Source organism: Rhodococcus sp. JS3073, from assembly GCF_026810085.1.
Taxonomy (GTDB): Bacteria; Actinomycetota; Actinomycetes; order Mycobacteriales; family Mycobacteriaceae; genus Rhodococcus_F; species Rhodococcus_F wratislaviensis.
The window spans coordinates 5,469,839-5,485,680 of sequence record NZ_CP113951.1 but is presented as its reverse complement, the minus strand read 5'-3'; the positions used below and the strand labels follow the sequence as shown (position 1 = coordinate 5,485,680).

Below are 15,842 nucleotides of genomic sequence, written 5' to 3'. Positions count from 1 at the left end.
CTCCTACTGTGTCGCAACGAATGTACCCACTTCGACCCGCACCGAGAACTCGTAAGCCCCCAACTTCTCCTCCAACGACTCGATGTCGACGCTCGATGCCGATGCGGGTGTCAGCGTCACGGTCACTTCCCGACGAAGACCGGTGTCGTCGAGTGCGATATCACAGACTACGGGTGCCCGGCTCGAGCTCGAAACGACGTGACGAACCTCGTCCTTCAACGCCAGTGCTCGTAGTGCGGGCTTCGATATCTTACCCACGGGAGTCAGCGGCAGCCGATCCAGCACCGTGACATGGACCGGGGTAGCCGCTTTCTCCTGCACATGTTCTCGGCAGAACTGCAATAGTTCAGCGGGCTCGGCAACAGACCCGGCCTTGAGCTGAACATAGGCGACCGGCATCTCCCCCTTCGCCTGGTCCGGTCGACCTACCGCAGCCACCACTTCGACCGCCGGATGCGAGCCCAGCGCCTCCTCGATATCTCGTGGATCGATGTTGTGACCACCACGGATGATCAAATCCTTGCTGCGTCCAGAAACCCAGACGAATCCGTCTTCGTCCACCGTGCCTAGATCGCCCGTCCGTCCCCACACTCCCCCGCCGGGCACACCGGTCACGAAGAAGCCGGCATCGAGATGCGCGTCATGGTATCCGGGGCTGACAGTCGGTCCGCCGATCAGCAACTCTCCCTGCTCCCCTGGATTGCAGTCACGCATCCACCGGCCGTCGATATCGAGAACGACAGCGCGCACCCGGGAGTGCGGCAGGGACCGGCCGGCCGAGCCCACGCGCGGTTCGACGCCGTCGTTCGGATGTCCGGTGATCGTTCCGTGAAACTCTGTGCCTCCCCAACATTCGCGCAGCCATATTCCGAACCGATCGTGAAACGTCCGGATCAGAGCAGTGGAAACCGTGCTTCCACCGACGTGGAAATCGGTCAGCGTCGTCGAGCCCTTCGGTGCGCCCGCCGCGTTCAAGATCGCGAATGCTGTCGTCGGGGTGGTCATCGTCGATGTCATGCCGTATCGCTCGACGATCGCCCAGAAATTCTCGACAACGTCCCGAGACCGGAAGCCACCGGACGTCAAAGTCAGCAACGTCTGTCCGTAGACGACCGATCGAAGGGCAAGCGCGATGCTTCCGCCGCAGTGAAAGTTCGGCATACCGTGGCCAACCACGGCATCTTCCTCGCACCCCATCAGTGCTCCGACGTTCCACGCCACGACGAGTTGGCCGCTCTGCGACATGCGCACCAACTTCGGCGCACCCGTCGTGCCACCGGTGGGCATGACCATTGCATCCCGGTGGGGGTCGTCGTCGACGTCGACGGTGCGGCCGCGATGTTCGGTCAATGCTTCCGTGAACGTGCTGTTGTCACCGCCGACGAGAAGGACATCCCGAAGCGTCGGGACACTCGTCAGAACCGCATTGGCTTCCACACCGCGTTCCCGAAGGATCTCGTCAGTCGTGACCAGGACGGTCGCCGAGGTGAGCTTCAGGATGTTGACGAGCGAGGTGAGTTCGAGAAAGGGGTTCAGCGGCACGGCCGTACCCACCCGCTGAGCTCCCCAGGTGGCGAACAATCCCTCGGGCACCATCGGAACCATCACGGCGACGACACTCGGTGCGTCCGCCGCACGCTCGAGGAACACCGATGCCGATGCCTCCACCCCTTCGAGTAGCTCGCGATAGGTGACCTCTCGGGTCGGCGTCGTGAAGTCCGGCGCGTCGAGATGCAGAATCGCGCTCTTGTCCGGGTGCCGACGAGCCGATTCGGTCAGGCATGCGTGAATGGTCGATCCGGGTAGCAGGTGCTGGTGTCGCTGCTGTTCCACGTCGAGGATGTCCTCTCTCGACCGGACACGACGGCGCACCAAGGGCGCACGTGTGCTCATCTCAGGCAACGGAGATACCACCGTTCACACTGATCACCTGTCCTGTGATTCTGCGCGAGAGCGGAGATGCGAGGAACAGAATTGCGTCGGCCAGATCCTCGGGCTCGGTGAGACCCAGCTGAGCCTGTGAGACGATCTTGTCGAAGATCTTCTTGCTGAACTCGGCATTCATGGCCCGATCGTACGATCCGGTGTTGACGATGAGTGACGGTGTCAGAACATTGACACGAACACCGTATCGCTTGGCTTCGACGGCGAGGGTTTGCGAGAACGTCACGATCGCAGCCATCGCGGCACCGATTCCGGTCTCTCCCGGGGTGGGGACCTTCGCTGCGTCCGACGCGATGGTGACGATCGCGCCGTGTCCGCGCTCGCGCATCACGGGCACGACGGCCCTGCTCATCAAGATCGGTCCGATTGCCTGCTGGACCAAGATGTCGATCAACTTGCCGGGTTCGATGTCGTGCAGCAACGTGGGCTGATATTGCGCGACCGTAGAGTTGACGAGAACATCGACTGCGCCCAGATGTTCGTGTGCCTGCCGGACGACTTCGTCCGCTGCCCCGGCTTCGTTGACATCTGCCGCGACGAACAGGACATCGCATCCGGGATTGGTCTCTGCGAGTCGAGCAAGTGCGTCCTTACCGCGACGGTCGCTACGGCCGACCAGTACCTGCTTCGTCGCCCCTGCGTCGGCGAAGTATCTCGCGGTGGCGAGACCCACCCCCGACGTCCCACCCGCAATGAGAATGCCTGAGCCGGAAAAGTCGTACCCTCGCTGCGCGGACAGTGGCGATGTGTGCGGAGGGATCATTGTACGTTGCTCGCTTTCATTGAAGATGACGGAGAAGTCTGCGCGACGGCCGAGGCCTGCTGCGGAGCGTGAAGCTTGACGATGTAGGCGGCGCTGAATGCACCCAGAGCGCAGAGTGCGAGGCACAGTGCGCTGACGGTCCACACACCGCCCGCGGTGGGCTCGAGCGCGGTCGCGACCAGTGGTGTGAAGCCGGCAACCAGCGCCGCCAGCTGCATTCCGAACGATCCCGCGGTGTATCGCACAGCGGCAGGCAGGCTCTCCACGACGAAGGCCGGGAAGATACCGTTGACCACCGCGTGCCCCAGCCCTGCAACGAGGATGAGTGAGATGAACACCAGCGCCAGGTTGCCGACGCCGAGCATTGCGAAGTAGAAGAACAGAAGCACGGCCTCGCTGAGCAAACCGAAGACGATGAGTCGACTCCGACTGACCCTGTCGGAGAGTGCCCCCCACACCGGGTTCATGAGGACTACGACCAGCGTTGCCGCAGAGACCACCCACAACATGCTCGTTCGAGGAATACCCGACTGGTTGACGGCATAACTGAGGCTGTACACGGTGATGACGTACCAGATGGACATCATTCCGGCCATGATGAACGTGATACCGAGGATCGTCATCGGATGCTTGGACAGCGCGTCACGGATCGGATTGTGCTTGACCGCAGCCGCGTCGGAGGACGAAGCTGCACGGTCGGTCTGACTCTGCTTGAAGTCCGGTGTCTCGTCCAGACCGCGACGGATCAACATTCCGACGAGAACGATGACGGCACTGAGCAGGAACGGAATCCGCCAACCCCACGAATTGAACCGATCGTCCGGCATCAGCGTGACGACGGCGAAGACGATCGTCGCGAGGAGGGTTCCGCCCTGGGCGCCCGCGGTGGAGAAGCTGCCGTAGAAGCCACGCTTGTTCTTCGGGGCATGTTCGACCGAGATGAGGACAGCTCCGCCCAGTTCGCCGCCGACCGCGAGTCCCTGCAGGACTCGTGGAACGACCAGAAGGATCGGGGCAAGCGAACCGATCGAGTCGTAGGTGGGCAGCAAACCGATACACACGGTCGCGGCGCCCATCACGGAGATCGTGAGTAGCACTGCAGTCCGGCGACCGTGCTTGTCGCCGATGTAGCCGAACAGCAACCCGCCGAGTGGACGAGCTACATATCCCGCGGCGAAGGTGGCGAAGGACAGCAGCAGTGCGACATGAGTGCTGACGTCACGGAAGAAGAGGTCGCCGAAGACGAGGGCTGCGGCAGTTCCATAGGCAACGAGGTCGTAGTACTCGATTGCCGATCCCGAGAAGGCCGCAAGAGATGCACGGCGGGAGGTTGCTTTCGATGGTGGCGTGACTATGTCGAGAGGCAGGGACGAAGTCATATCTGCTCCTGGAGCACTGGAAGAGGAAGGATCGCGACGAAGGGTCGACCGCGACGTCGATTGCCGAGCGGTCCGCGAATGGAATGACCATAAAATGTGACGTGCATCTCGTCAAGTGGACCGTCTGGACGGATTCGGGTGAGGCCTGTTGCATGCAAACGTATTTCGTCATTTCGCGCGAGCCGGCAGCAAGCCGCCACACATCGCTCCCATGATCCGGTTCGCACGTTTGTAGCCTCCACATCCGCCTCGCACTCATCAGAGTAGCCCATCTAGCTGCAACGTTGTACAAATTTTTAAACATCTAGTTGCAACTTGTGAAAAATGGGCGCATGATCGTTCCTGTCGGGTACGTCACAGCCGAAGGCGCGTGCCTGGGTCCAGCGCCATGAGTTACACGAGAAAAGGACGGGCGAGAACCATGCCGTCGACATTCACACGGGCAATGCGCGCCATGAGCGCCGTCGCCGATAGTCCGAACGACTATGTCGCACAGTGGAAAAGACGAACCGGGAGACAGGCACTCGGAGTTTTTCCGATGAACTTCCCCGCCGAACTCGCGCACGCCGCAGGTGTACTTCCCGTGATCATCCAAGAAGACCGGCAACCGATCACAGTCGGGCGTAATCTGCTGGGCGAGTTCAACTGTGGATACACCCGAAACGTCGCCGATCAAGCAGCACTCGGCCGATTGGACGTCTACGACGGCTTCTTCCATGCCGACCATTGCATCCAGTTACTGGGTGCCATCGACGTCGTGCGCGAGGATGAATCGGACAAGCCGGTCTACTTCGGCCAATTGATGTCCTCTATGAGCGACGATTGGGCATTTCCGCAGGTACTGGGAAGAATGGAAGATTTTCGCAGCGAGCTCGAGAAATTCGCTGATCGCAGGATCTCCGACGCGGATCTCTCGCGAAGCATCGACGTCTTCGACGCCAACCGGCGCCTGATGCGGACGATCTTCGAGAACAGGCGGTCCGGCGACGCCGCACTGACATCCGCCCAGCTCCAGGTCCTCGTCAAGTCCAGCATGATCATGGACAAGGAGGAACACACAGAACTGCTTCGCGACGTGATGGGCGACTCGAGCCATGTGCCGCGCGACGACCGCATCCGCATCCACCTCTCCGGCCACTTCTGCCACGCCCCCAAACCGGAACTCCTGGACATCATCGAGGACTGCGGAGCCATCGTGGTCGACGACGACCTCTTCCACGGAACACGATATGTGTCAACAGATATCGGATCTGGAGGCGATCCCCTCGAAGCCCTCGCGTCGGTGTACCTCCGGCGCAACACCGCCGTACCCTGCCCCACCCGGGTTCAGCACGAAGTGGACTGGGACCGGTTCCTCGTCGACTCGGTCGACGCCAGCGGCGCGCAGGGCGTCATCGTCCTGATGGCGAAGTTTTGCGAACCGCACATGCTCTTCTACCCGGAGCTGCGGAAAGCATTGGAAGCCAAATCGATTCCTCTGCTGCTCATCGAAACCGAACACGAGGGTCTACCGATGGAATCCATCCGCACCCGGGTGGAAGCGCTGGTGGAGCGAATCAGACGCAAGCAACTGTCCACCGTTTAGCACCCACACCCACCTTCGGAGGAATTTACTGTGTCAGCCCCCACGCTCGGCAATTCCAACAAGATCGTTATCCCGACCGCCACCAACATGGTGGGCGACTACTGGGAGAACCTGTTCACGGCGAAGGAACGCGGCAAGCAAGTGGTCTGGTACAACGGTTCAGCCGTGAACCCGATCTTCCAGGCCGCCGGACTCGAGTGGTGCCACGGCGAGGCGTTCTCGGCACGCCTGGCCGCACAACAGCTCGAGAAGCCGGCCCAGCTCGCCGGCGAGGAATACGGGTACATCGGCGAGTTGTGTTCATACGCAAGAACACATCTCGGTTGCGCCGTACTCACCAAGCAGGCCAAGTCCGAGGATGAGAACGGCATCGTCGGACTCGTCGACCAACAGCAACTCGCCTCCCGCCTGCCTGCACCGGACTTCTTCGTCAACGCGTACGCCGGCTGCAGCACCGGCCAGCAATGGGACGAAATTTCGTACCGCGTCTTCGGAAAACAGGTGCCGATCTTCAACGTCTCCCTCCCCTTCCTGCCCAGCAACAAACCCGACGCAGGCTACCTTCGCGGTGAGGAGTGGGAGCAGGCCTCACGTTATGTGGCCGATCAACTGCACAAGCTGATCGCCTTCCTGGAGACGATGACAGGCCGGCCATTCGACTGGGATGCGCTACGGCAGAACATGTCCTACATCAAACGCGCCTCGGAACTACGCCGCGAGGCGATGGCGCTGTGCCGTGCCGCCCCGACACCGGCCACCTACTGGGACTGGATCGCCAGCATCGCGCACATCAACTTCATGCCCGCCGGACCGGAATTGGTCCAGTACTTCGTCGACGTCAAAACCGAAGTCCAGTACCGTCTCGACCACGCCATCCCCGGCGTCCGCAACGAGCGCTACCGTCTCTACTTCGACGGCATCATGAACTGGAACAAGCTCGGCTGGCTCTCGCGCAAATTCGCCGACGCCGACGTCGCCGTGGTCTGCGGAAGATACACCCACAATGCGTTCTGGCAGGAACCGCACCTGATCGACACGGAAGATCCCATTCTCGGTATGGCACAGCACTATCTGCTGTGCCCGACGAACCACGGCGTAAAGACGCTCAAACACCTCACCAACCGCGATTGCATCGACTACGGAATCGACGGAATCGTCTTCCACGCCTCCCGTACCTGCCGAGCATTCACCAACCCCCAGCACCTGCTCGCGAAGTCGGCGCAGAAAGAACTCGGAATCCCCTCTATGTTCTTCGAAGGTGACGTCGCCGACGCATCCTTCTACAAGGACGAGATCCTCGAAAGCCGTCTGGCAGCCATGCTCGAGGGCATCGACGTCCGCCGAAGCCGGGTCTGATCGACGTGACGGAATACTTCATGGGAGTCGACCTCGGATCGACGTCCGCCAAAGCCGTCATCCTCGACGGGTCCGCAGCATTTCTGGGCGCGAGCGCCATTCAGATGGGCGCCGTGAGCCGAGCTGGAATGCGGCAGGCAATCGACGACGCCCTCGGCCGGGCCTCGGTGGCGCCGTCGCAGATCACGGCTACCATCAGCACCGGCTACGGTCGCAGACTCGTCCCCGGCATCGGGCGGACGTTCACCGAGATCACCTGTCATGCGCGCGGCGTCGCAGCACTGTGCCCCGGCGTCCGATTGATCGTCGACATCGGTGGGCAGGACAGCAAGGTCATCGCTGTGGACGGCGAGGGACTCGTCGAGGACTTCGCAATGAACGACCGATGTGCCAGCGGCACGGGGCGATTCTTCGAGGTACTCGCGAGGGCCATCGAGTGCGAGGTCGACGAGCTGGCCGACCTCGCCCTGTCGGGTGAGAAGAACCTGGAGGTCAGCAGCATGTGCGCAACCTTCGCCGAAACCGAGATCGTGTCGCTGCTCGCAAGCGGGTGCGAGCGGACGGACATAGCCGCCTCCGTTCACCGGGCGGTTTCCGCTCGGACGCTCGGTTTGATTGCCCAGGTGGGCAAGAAGACGCCGGTAGTGATGACCGGTGGGGTGGCGAAGAATGCCGCGGCCGTCCACTTCTTGAGCTCGGCACTGGGGGTGCATGTGGATGTCCCGCCGGACCCGCAGATCACCGGCGCCTACGGTGCAGCCCTCCTCGCGCTCGAGACGTGCGGCACCGTGGCTTCGCCCCCGGACGTCGAACTCTCGCCCACCGGCCCGCCGGCCCACTCGTGCGGAGACTGCACCGGCTCGATCGAACTGCACATGCCGACCGTACCGGCGTCATAACGCGGTCGCCCAGCCTGCTGAACAGCCGTAGCTGCACCAACCACCTGACGATCGAGCTCTGTCCACGACGTACGGAGATCAATGAAGCACACGCGTAATTCGTTCTGCCGGATCTGCATCAATCACTGTTCGATACGTGTCGACGTTGACGAGGGAGTTGCGACCGCGATCCACGGGAACGGTCGCAATCAGGTGTACGGCGGATACACCTGCGTCAAAGGACGATCACAGCACGAATACCTCCGGCACGCCGATCGTCTCGTGCACTCGCTGGTGCGGACACCGGACGGCCATGTGCGTGTCCCCGTCGAGCAGGCCATGGACGAGATCGCCGCCAAACTTGCGGACATACGCGATCGGTATGGACCTCGCGCGATCGCCAGCTATGCAGGGACCATGGCGCACATCACCACCGCTCCGACTGCAGCACCCGTCCACAACGCCCTGTTCGATGCCCTCGGCTCCGACATGAGGTTCGACCCGAACACCATCGACAAAGGCGGGAAACAGGTCGCGCAGTCCCTCCTCGGGTACTGGTCCGCCCCGTCCCAGGGATTCGACGCACCGGAGGCCATCCTGCTGATCGGGATCAACCCGGTGGTTACCTGCACGGGCTTTCCAGCGGGCTCGCCCAAACGTTGGCTCCTGGACACCCTTGCCCGGGGGTGCAAACTCATCGTCGTCGATCCGCGCCGGACCGATGTGGCACGACACGCCGATTGGTACCTGCAGGCGGCACCCGGGCACGACATCCCAATTCTCGCGGCCATGATCAGGATCGTCATCGACGAGGGCCTGTTCGACCGGGACTTCGTCGCCCGGCACGTGCGCGGCCTTCCGGAGTTGAGCGCCGCGGTGCACGGGTTCGATCCTTACGAGGTGGCGCGGTTGGCGGGGATATCCGGCGCGGACCTCGTCGCCGCCGCCCGCTGCTACGCCAGCGCGAAACGTGGCTACACCATGGCGGGAACCGGACCGAACATGGCGGGCGAGGGCACGCTGGTCGAGTACCTGGTGCTCGCCCTCGAGACCTTGTGCGGACGCTGGCTGCGCGCGGGCGAGACCGTGTCGGCGTCACCCACGTTGCTCCCGTCCTATGTTCCTGTCGCCCAGGCCACATCGCCGGATGCCGACTGGGCGTTGCCGGGCACGGTGCGGGTCCGCGGATTGCGTAAGACCCGGGCGGGCATGCCGACGGCAACGCTGCCGGAGGAGATTCTCACCCCGGGAGAGGGGCAGGTGCGTGCCCTGATCAGCTGGGGAGGTAACCCGGCCGTAGCGTTCCCCGACCAGCGGCGGACTGTCGAGGCACTCGAGTCCCTGGAATTGTTCGTCCAGATCGATCCGTGGTATTCCGCTTCGGCACGTGTGGCCGATTACGTGATCGCACCGACGATGCCGTTGGAGGCGCCGTCGACGACCGTGTTTCTCGATGCGCTCGCGGCGAGGGGAACGGGCTATGGAATCGGGCAATCCTACGCACAGTATTCGCCTGCAGTCGTCGAGCGCCCCGAGCGGTCCGATGTCATCGAAGAGTGGCGGTTCTTTCACGGGCTCATGACACGACTCGGGTATCCGGTCGAGGTATCGCCGTTCGGATGTCCGTCGTCTCCCCCTCGGCCGATCGACGGCGTCTCGACAACCGACGAACTCATCGACATCCTGACCGAGGGTTCCGCCATCCCCCTGTCGGAGGTCAAATCCCATCCCGACGGAATGACCCGGACGACCCGCCTCCTACAGGTGCAACCGGGCGACCCCGACGTGCTCGATCGCCTCGACATAGGCAACCACCTGATGCTCGCCCAGTTGGCCGGACATGCCGGCGTCGTCGAGCTACCCCGGTCGGACCGGCCGTACCGTCTCCTGTGCCGACGACACCTCCACGTCTACAACTCCTCCTGCAACATCGATCGAACCCACCGCGGCGTCCCCTACAACCCGGCGTTCCTGCACCCCGACGACATGACCGAGCTCGGTGTGTCCGACGGCGCGCTCGTTCGTATCAGCTCGGACCTGTCCTCCATCACCGCTGTGGCAATGAAAGATCCAGCACTACGAACCGGAATGGTGTCGATGGCGTTCGGCTACGGACCCACCGGTGACGCCGAAGAAGTATGGGCAGTCGGCAGCAGCCCCAGCCGGCTCGTGTCCCTCTCCGAGAAGTTCGACCGGTACACCGGGCAGCCGCGAATGACGAACATTCCCGTCTCGATCGACAGAATCGACCCTCCATGCCACACGTGATCACCCAACAGTGCTGCAACGATGCGAGCTGTGTGAGCGTCTGCCCCGTCAACTGCATCCACCCCACTCCTGAAGAGCCTGACTACGCGCGCGCGGAAATGCTCCACATCGACCCTGCGACCTGCATCGACTGCGGGGCATGCACGGATGTCGACGTCTGCCCGGTGGACGCGATCGTCCCGGACTCGGCTCTCACACCCGAGACCATCCGGTACGCGGACCTCAACGCGCGCTTCTTCGACGACTCGACACGAACGCAATACAGGCGCGAAAGAGTTGCGCGCGAGCGATCCGACCACAACGGGTCATCCGTAGGCCCGCTGCGTGTGGCCATCGTGGGGTCCGGGCCGAGCGCCTGCTACGCGGCGGACGAGTTGACGACCACGCCGGGTCTCGACGTCGAGGTTCACATCTTCGACCGTCTGCCCACGCCGTGGGGCCTGGTTCGCTACGGAGTTGCACCGGACCATCAACACACCAAGTCCGCAACACGGACATTCGAGCGCATGGCAAGTCGACCGGGAGTGTTCTTCCACCTCGGGGTAGAGATTGGCACGCACCTCACCCACGACGAACTCCTTGCCCACCATCATGCGGTGATCTACGCGGTAGGTGCGCCCGCCGACAAGCGACTGGACATTCCCGGAGAAGACCTGCCGGGCAGTGTGTCGGCAACCGATCTGGTCGGGTGGTACAACGGCCATCCCGATCACACAGACCATGCCTTCGACCTGTCCACCGAGCGGGCGGTGATACTGGGCAACGGGAATGTGGCGCTCGATATCGCACGGATCCTCACACGCGACGTCAAGGAATTGGCACGTACGGATATCGCCGGACACGCCCTGTCGGCGCTGGCCGGCAGCGGCATCCGAGAGGTCGTCGTAGTAGGTCGCCGTGATCCGGCGTATGCCGCTTACACGACACCCGAGTTGCTGGGGCTCGCCGGGTTGACAACCGAGGTCGAGGTAACCCTCGACTGTCCCGCGACGGAAGTCGACCCTGCCGAGAATGACAACGATCAGACGGCCTGTCCACCGACGACGCTGAAGGCGCAAGTTGCAGATGAGCTCGCGTCACGACCCGCAGGTAGCGCCCCACGCAGGATAGTGCTGCGATATCTGGCATCACCGGTGGAGATCCTCGGCGACGATCGCGTGCGAGGAATACGGTTGCGACGCAATGAGATGGTCGCCGATGGTAACGACCGTTCCGGCATCCGGCCCACGAAGACCACAGATGTGCTCGAATGCGGACTCGTCGTACGGTCGGTCGGTTACCGAGGCCGCCCGATGCCCGGCCTTCCCTTCGACATCGACCGCGGAATCATTCCGAACCACAACGGTCAGGTTGTGGATCCGAATACAGGAGAAACTCGGACGGGTGTGTACGTGACCGGGTGGATCAAACGTGGCCCTTCCGGCGTCATCGGCACGAACAAGCACTGCTCGATCGAAACGGTCACGAGTCTTCTCGACGACCACGCGAACGGGCGACTCACAGCTGCAGCGAGAGGCAGTCGATCGTTGCTGGATCTCGTGCGAGAACGAAGGCCGGAATCGATCGACTACGAAGGGTGGCAGGCCATCGATCAGTTCGAACGGGCTGCGGGGAAGCAAGCGGGACGTCCACGGGTCAAGATCGTCGACATCGATGGCATGCTTGTTCGGGCCCAATTCTCCTGACGCTACGCCATAAAACCCCACCACCCCCCCCTGGCGGCGAGCGCTCCCCGCGGCGGGTGGGCGAGGGTGGGTTCATGGTGCGTCAGAAGGCAGAGATACCGCCGTTGACACTGATCGTCTGACCGGTCAGGCGAGCTGCATCGGGGCCGCCGAGAAACACGATGAGGGATGCGAGATCCTCGGGCACAGCCACCCCGAGATGAGCTTGAGCTGACGCCTTCTCGAAAAGCGACTTGCTGAAACCATCGCTGAGCACATTGGCCGCTGTTGGTGTGCCATCGATCAGCGAGGGAGTCACCGCGTTCACTCGCACACCGTTGCGCTTGGCTTCGATCGCGGTAACCCGCGTGAACATCACGATCGCGGCCATCGCGGCCCCGAGAGCACTCTCGCCGGGCGTCGGCACCTTGGCTGCATCGGACGCGATGTTGACGATGCTTCCCCCTCCTTGTTGCTGCATCAACGGCAACACTGTCCGGGTCATCAGCATCGGGGGTAGGGCCTGCCCCATCAGGATGCCCGCGATGTCGGCGACCGGAGTACGGTGCAGCAGCTCAGGCCGGTAGGACGTGGTGGTGGAGTTGACAAGAACATCGACCGACCTCAACACCCGGTGAGCAGCGGCGACGGAAGATTCCACCTGGCCGATGTCGGATGCATCAGTCGCGATGAAGGTTACGTCGGCATCCGAACACCGATCTTGGACCGTTCGCTCTGCGGCCTTCCCTCGCTCTTCGTTCCGACCGAGCAACACGATTCGGCGTACGCCCGCGTCAACAAAGCCGAGAGCCGTCGCGAGGCCGACACCTGAGGTGCCACCGGCGATCAGCACTCCCGAGTCTTCGTAGTTCCGGACCAGCGTGGATGAGGACATGCACTACCTCCAGGGGCGATGCTATTACAGCATAGTTGACAGATATTGATGTGTCATGGACATTTATGTAGAGTATAGACACAACGCAAGGCATCTCCGAAAGGACGTCAGGACCCCGGAGGGCCTAGTTGTTTTTGATTGATGATGAGGTAATCGCTTTATCCTCGCCGGTACCGGAGGCATCCACGACGCCGCCCGGCTCGACGTTCCAGTCATATGACAATGCTGGACGAATTTTGGTTTTCAATGTATTACTTCAGTGTGTGATAGAGGCAACAAGGTTTCGAGATGTCTCGTGTACCGAGGATCGAAACGACACTTCAACTCGAACGCTGAAGACAGGATTACGCCCCATGCACCCAGAACTATCACTGTGGCCGTCGACTTCCAGCACAGGAGTTCGCGACATTACCCTCGGTGGGTTGCTTCGCGAGGCTGCAAGCACAGTGCCCGACCGCATCGCCCTCGTCGACGCCGCTCCGGACCCCAGCGAGCGGACCTCGTGGACCTACAGCGAACTGCTGACCGAGGTCGAGTCGGTTGCCAAGGCACTGCTGACCAAGTGCGAACCTGGAGATCGGATCGGTATCTGGGCCCCGAACAGTGCCGATTGGGTCATCCTGCAGCAGGCCGTCGCGATGGCAGGAATGGTCGTCGTCGCTGCGAATCCCGCCTACCGCGCCCACGAACTCGAATACGTGCTGAAGCAGGCCGGTGCCGTGGCACTGTTCTATCGCGACTCCTACCGAGGAGTCGACCTCCGATCGATCATCGACGAGATCCGGCCCAATCTCCCCGGGCTGCACACGATCGTCAGCACCAGCACGTGGCGGTCGTTCGTCGACGCCGCCGACAGCACGAAGGACTTGCCCGACGTAGATCCCATGGATCCCGCGCAGATCCAGTACACGTCGGGAACAACGGGCTTCCCGAAGGGTGCTCTACTGCACCACAAGGGCATCATCAACGAGGCCAACTTCGTGTTCGACCGCGCCGACATGGAAGAGGCCGGCGTGTGCATCAATGCGATGCCGATGTACCACATCGGCGGCGGCGCGGTCACCGAGTTGGGGACTTTCTCGAAGCGGGGCACCTACGTCGTACTCCCTGCATTCGATGCCGCGCAGACTCTGGAAATGATCGAAACCTACAACGGCACGCACTCGTTGATGGTCCCCACGATGCTCATTGCACTGCTCGAACACCCGGATCTGGCGACGAGGGACATTTCCAGCCTGCGCACGGTGTTGTCCGGAGCCGCAACCGTGCCCGAGAGCCTGATCCACCGAGTCATCGACCGCCTGGACTGCCGGTTCACGATCCTGTTCGGACAGACCGAGATGCACGGTGTGATCAGCCAGACTCGCGTCACGGACGATCCGGTCGATCAAGCAACCACCGTCGGTCAGCCGTTACCCGAACTCGAGGTAAAGATCGCGGACCCGCTGACGGGTGAAGCACTGCCAATCGGTGAGCAGGGCGAAATCTGTTGCCGCGGTTACCAGAACATGCTCGGTTACTACGAGATGCCCGATGCCACCGCCGCAACCATCGACGCCGAGGGATGGCTACACATGGGAGACCTCGGCACCATGGATACCCGGGGCTTCATCAAGGTCACCGGACGCCTTACCGAGGTGATAATCCGCGGTGGCGTGAACCTGTATCCTCGCGAGATCGAGGAGCTACTGTTCCAGCACCCGTCGATCGCCGACGTCATCGTCGTGGGCGTGCCGGACGAGCGGTGGGGTGAGCAGGTGGGGGCAGTCATCCGACTCCACGACGGCCACGATCGTCCCGACCCCTCTGCGCTCAAATCCTGGTGTCGCGAACGCATTTCGGCCCACAAGGCGCCTTCGCTCTGGTATTTCACCGACCAGTTCCCGATGACGCCGAGCGGCAAGATTCAGAAGTTCCGCCTGCGCGACCGAATTATCGCCGGCGAGCTGGCGTCGGCACCCGAACGCGCGGACGTGAGTTGACGCATCAAGGCGCTGACGCACCTACTTTGTAGCACTACGTACACCCCATTTCCCCGGCAGGAGCCCTGCATGCATCCCATCACCAACCGGTATACGCGCCTGATCGGAATCGACCACCCGATCGTCCAGGAAGGACTCGGCCCGTTCCGGACTCCCAAACTCGCGGCCGCTGTCTCCAACGCAGGCGGGTTGGGGACGGTCTCGATGCCCGGCATGCCTACCGACCTCGAGGCAGGCGCACGCACGTTCCGCGAACACATCGAGGAGTGCGCGTCCCTGACCGGCAATCCGTTTGCGGTGAACATTCCGGTCGGTGTCGACGGCAACGGCGTCGTACTGCCGTTTACCGACGTCTACATCCGCACGGTGCTCGAGGCTCGGCGATCAGATTCGGTACTGAACGACCAGTTGACCGTACTCACCACCTCGGCGGGATTCCCCGGCGACTACATCGGGCTGATCAAAGACGCCGGTCTGATCCACCAGCACAAGGTGGGGTCCACGAGGCAGGCCGTCAAGGCCGCAGACGCCGGCGTCGACGTCGTCATTGCTGCGGGTTTCGAGATGGGCGGCCACGCACCGAGCAAAGCCGTTCACTCGTATGTCTTGATTCCCAGTGTCACCGAAGCGGTCGACATTCCGGTTCTGCTCACCGGCGGCGCCCGCGATGCCCGGGGCCTCGCGTCGGCGCTGGCGATGGGCGCAGACGGTGTGGCGATGGGAACCCGGTTCATCGCCAGCACCGCGAACTCCGACTGGCATCCGGCGTATATCCAGGCGATTCTCGGGGCCGGGGAGGGTGACGATGTCGCATTCGACGGTGTCTACGGGCCGTGTCGAGGCCTGCGCAATGCTGCATCGAAGATGCTCACGGATCACCAGGAGTCGGCGGGTGAGATCCTCGACACCGTCGAGCTCACACGATGGAAGATCGAATCGATGCAGCGCGCTCAGATCGACGGGGACGTCACCGAGGGCCTGGTCCTGACCGGCCAGGTGGCGTCCGCGATCAACGACATCATCGAAATCGCCGAGTTCGTCCCTCGCATGGCGTCCGAGGCGGCCGACATCCTTCGCCGACTGGCATCTGCGTTGCCGACACCGGTGCCGGCGCCGGTCTGAGCAGAT

At 62.5% G+C, this 15,842-nt stretch carries 11 protein-coding genes; 7 read left to right on the top strand and 4 right to left on the bottom strand.

Annotation, left to right across the window (positions count from 1 at the left end; translation table 11 throughout):
* Window positions 1–3 precede the first annotated feature (3 nt).
* From OYT95_RS24725 to OYT95_RS24715, 3 genes are all read right to left on the bottom strand, one after another.
* Window positions 4–1,893: an AMP-binding protein gene (locus tag OYT95_RS24725; RefSeq protein ID WP_268789393.1), complete on the bottom strand. Its 1,890-nt coding sequence runs from the start codon at window positions 1,891–1,893 to the stop codon at window positions 4–6.
* A 1-nt stretch (window position 1,894) separates the two neighbouring features.
* Window positions 1,895–2,617: an SDR family NAD(P)-dependent oxidoreductase gene (locus tag OYT95_RS24720; protein WP_009475563.1), complete on the bottom strand. Its 723-nt coding sequence runs from the start codon at window positions 2,615–2,617 to the stop codon at window positions 1,895–1,897.
* Window positions 2,618–2,703: 86 nt separating this feature from the next.
* Entirely contained in the window at window positions 2,704–4,086 is a 1,383-nt protein-coding gene (locus OYT95_RS24715; protein ID WP_268789392.1) for an MFS transporter, read from the bottom strand.
* Between the two features lie 421 nt (window positions 4,087–4,507).
* On the opposite strand from OYT95_RS24715, the gene OYT95_RS24710 reads away from it, so the two are divergent.
* The 5 genes from OYT95_RS24710 (at window position 4,508) to OYT95_RS24690 (ending at window position 11,858) form a co-directional block, all read left to right on the top strand.
* On the top strand, window positions 4,508–5,671 hold the full coding sequence (locus OYT95_RS24710; protein ID WP_442972522.1) for a 2-hydroxyacyl-CoA dehydratase subunit D: 1,164 nt from the start codon (window positions 4,508–4,510) through the stop codon (window positions 5,669–5,671).
* Window positions 5,672–5,701: 30 nt separating this feature from the next.
* Window positions 5,702–7,027: a 2-hydroxyacyl-CoA dehydratase subunit D gene (locus OYT95_RS24705; RefSeq protein ID WP_268789390.1), complete on the top strand. Its 1,326-nt coding sequence runs from the start codon at window positions 5,702–5,704 to the stop codon at window positions 7,025–7,027.
* Between the two features lie 20 nt (window positions 7,028–7,047).
* Complete coding sequence (locus OYT95_RS24700; protein WP_009475567.1) at window positions 7,048–7,926, top strand: acyl-CoA dehydratase activase; 879 nt, start codon at window positions 7,048–7,050, stop codon at window positions 7,924–7,926.
* An 81-nt stretch (window positions 7,927–8,007) separates the two neighbouring features.
* Window positions 8,008–10,173, top strand: a complete 2,166-nt coding sequence (locus OYT95_RS24695; RefSeq protein ID WP_268789389.1) for a molybdopterin-containing oxidoreductase family protein — start codon at window positions 8,008–8,010, stop codon at window positions 10,171–10,173.
* The gene (locus OYT95_RS24690) at window positions 10,161–11,858 is read left to right on the top strand and encodes an FAD-dependent oxidoreductase (protein ID WP_268789388.1); all 1,698 of its coding nucleotides are present in this window, start codon (window positions 10,161–10,163) and stop codon (window positions 11,856–11,858) included. The genes OYT95_RS24695 and OYT95_RS24690 overlap by 13 nt, the downstream gene beginning before the upstream one ends.
* A gap of 82 nt (window positions 11,859–11,940) precedes the next feature.
* Here the strand turns inward: OYT95_RS24690 and OYT95_RS24685 are convergent, their stop codons facing one another.
* Window positions 11,941–12,732, bottom strand: coding sequence for an SDR family NAD(P)-dependent oxidoreductase (locus OYT95_RS24685; RefSeq protein WP_268789387.1), 792 nt, complete (start codon window positions 12,730–12,732; stop codon window positions 11,941–11,943).
* Between the two features lie 353 nt (window positions 12,733–13,085).
* Here OYT95_RS24685 and OYT95_RS24680 point away from each other — a divergent pair, with 353 nt between their 5' ends.
* Entirely contained in the window at window positions 13,086–14,714 is a 1,629-nt protein-coding gene (locus OYT95_RS24680) for an AMP-binding protein (protein WP_328286565.1), read from the top strand.
* Between the two features lie 69 nt (window positions 14,715–14,783).
* Complete coding sequence (locus OYT95_RS24675; protein ID WP_268789385.1) at window positions 14,784–15,836, top strand: NAD(P)H-dependent flavin oxidoreductase; 1,053 nt, start codon at window positions 14,784–14,786, stop codon at window positions 15,834–15,836.
* The last annotated feature ends 6 nt before the right edge of the window (window positions 15,837–15,842 follow it).

What these genes read in the sequence shown, in the direction of transcription:
- OYT95_RS24715 (WP_268789392.1), bottom strand. Translation starts at nt 4,086, where the DNA reads ATGACTTCGTCCCTGCCTCTCGACATAGTCACGCCACCATCGAAAGCA.
- OYT95_RS24700 (WP_009475567.1), top strand. Translation starts at nt 7,048, where the DNA reads ATGGGAGTCGACCTCGGATCGACGTCCGCCAAAGCCGTCATCCTCGAC.
- OYT95_RS24725 (WP_268789393.1), bottom strand. Translation starts at nt 1,893, where the DNA reads ATGAGCACACGTGCGCCCTTGGTGCGCCGTCGTGTCCGGTCGAGAGAG.
- OYT95_RS24710 (WP_442972522.1), top strand. Translation starts at nt 4,508, where the DNA reads ATGCCGTCGACATTCACACGGGCAATGCGCGCCATGAGCGCCGTCGCC.
- OYT95_RS24695 (WP_268789389.1), top strand. Translation starts at nt 8,008, where the DNA reads ATGAAGCACACGCGTAATTCGTTCTGCCGGATCTGCATCAATCACTGT.
- OYT95_RS24675 (WP_268789385.1), top strand. Translation starts at nt 14,784, where the DNA reads ATGCATCCCATCACCAACCGGTATACGCGCCTGATCGGAATCGACCAC.
- OYT95_RS24690 (WP_268789388.1), top strand. Translation starts at nt 10,161, where the DNA reads ATGCCACACGTGATCACCCAACAGTGCTGCAACGATGCGAGCTGTGTG.
- OYT95_RS24680 (WP_328286565.1), top strand. Translation starts at nt 13,086, where the DNA reads ATGCACCCAGAACTATCACTGTGGCCGTCGACTTCCAGCACAGGAGTT.
- OYT95_RS24685 (WP_268789387.1), bottom strand. Translation starts at nt 12,732, where the DNA reads ATGTCCTCATCCACGCTGGTCCGGAACTACGAAGACTCGGGAGTGCTG.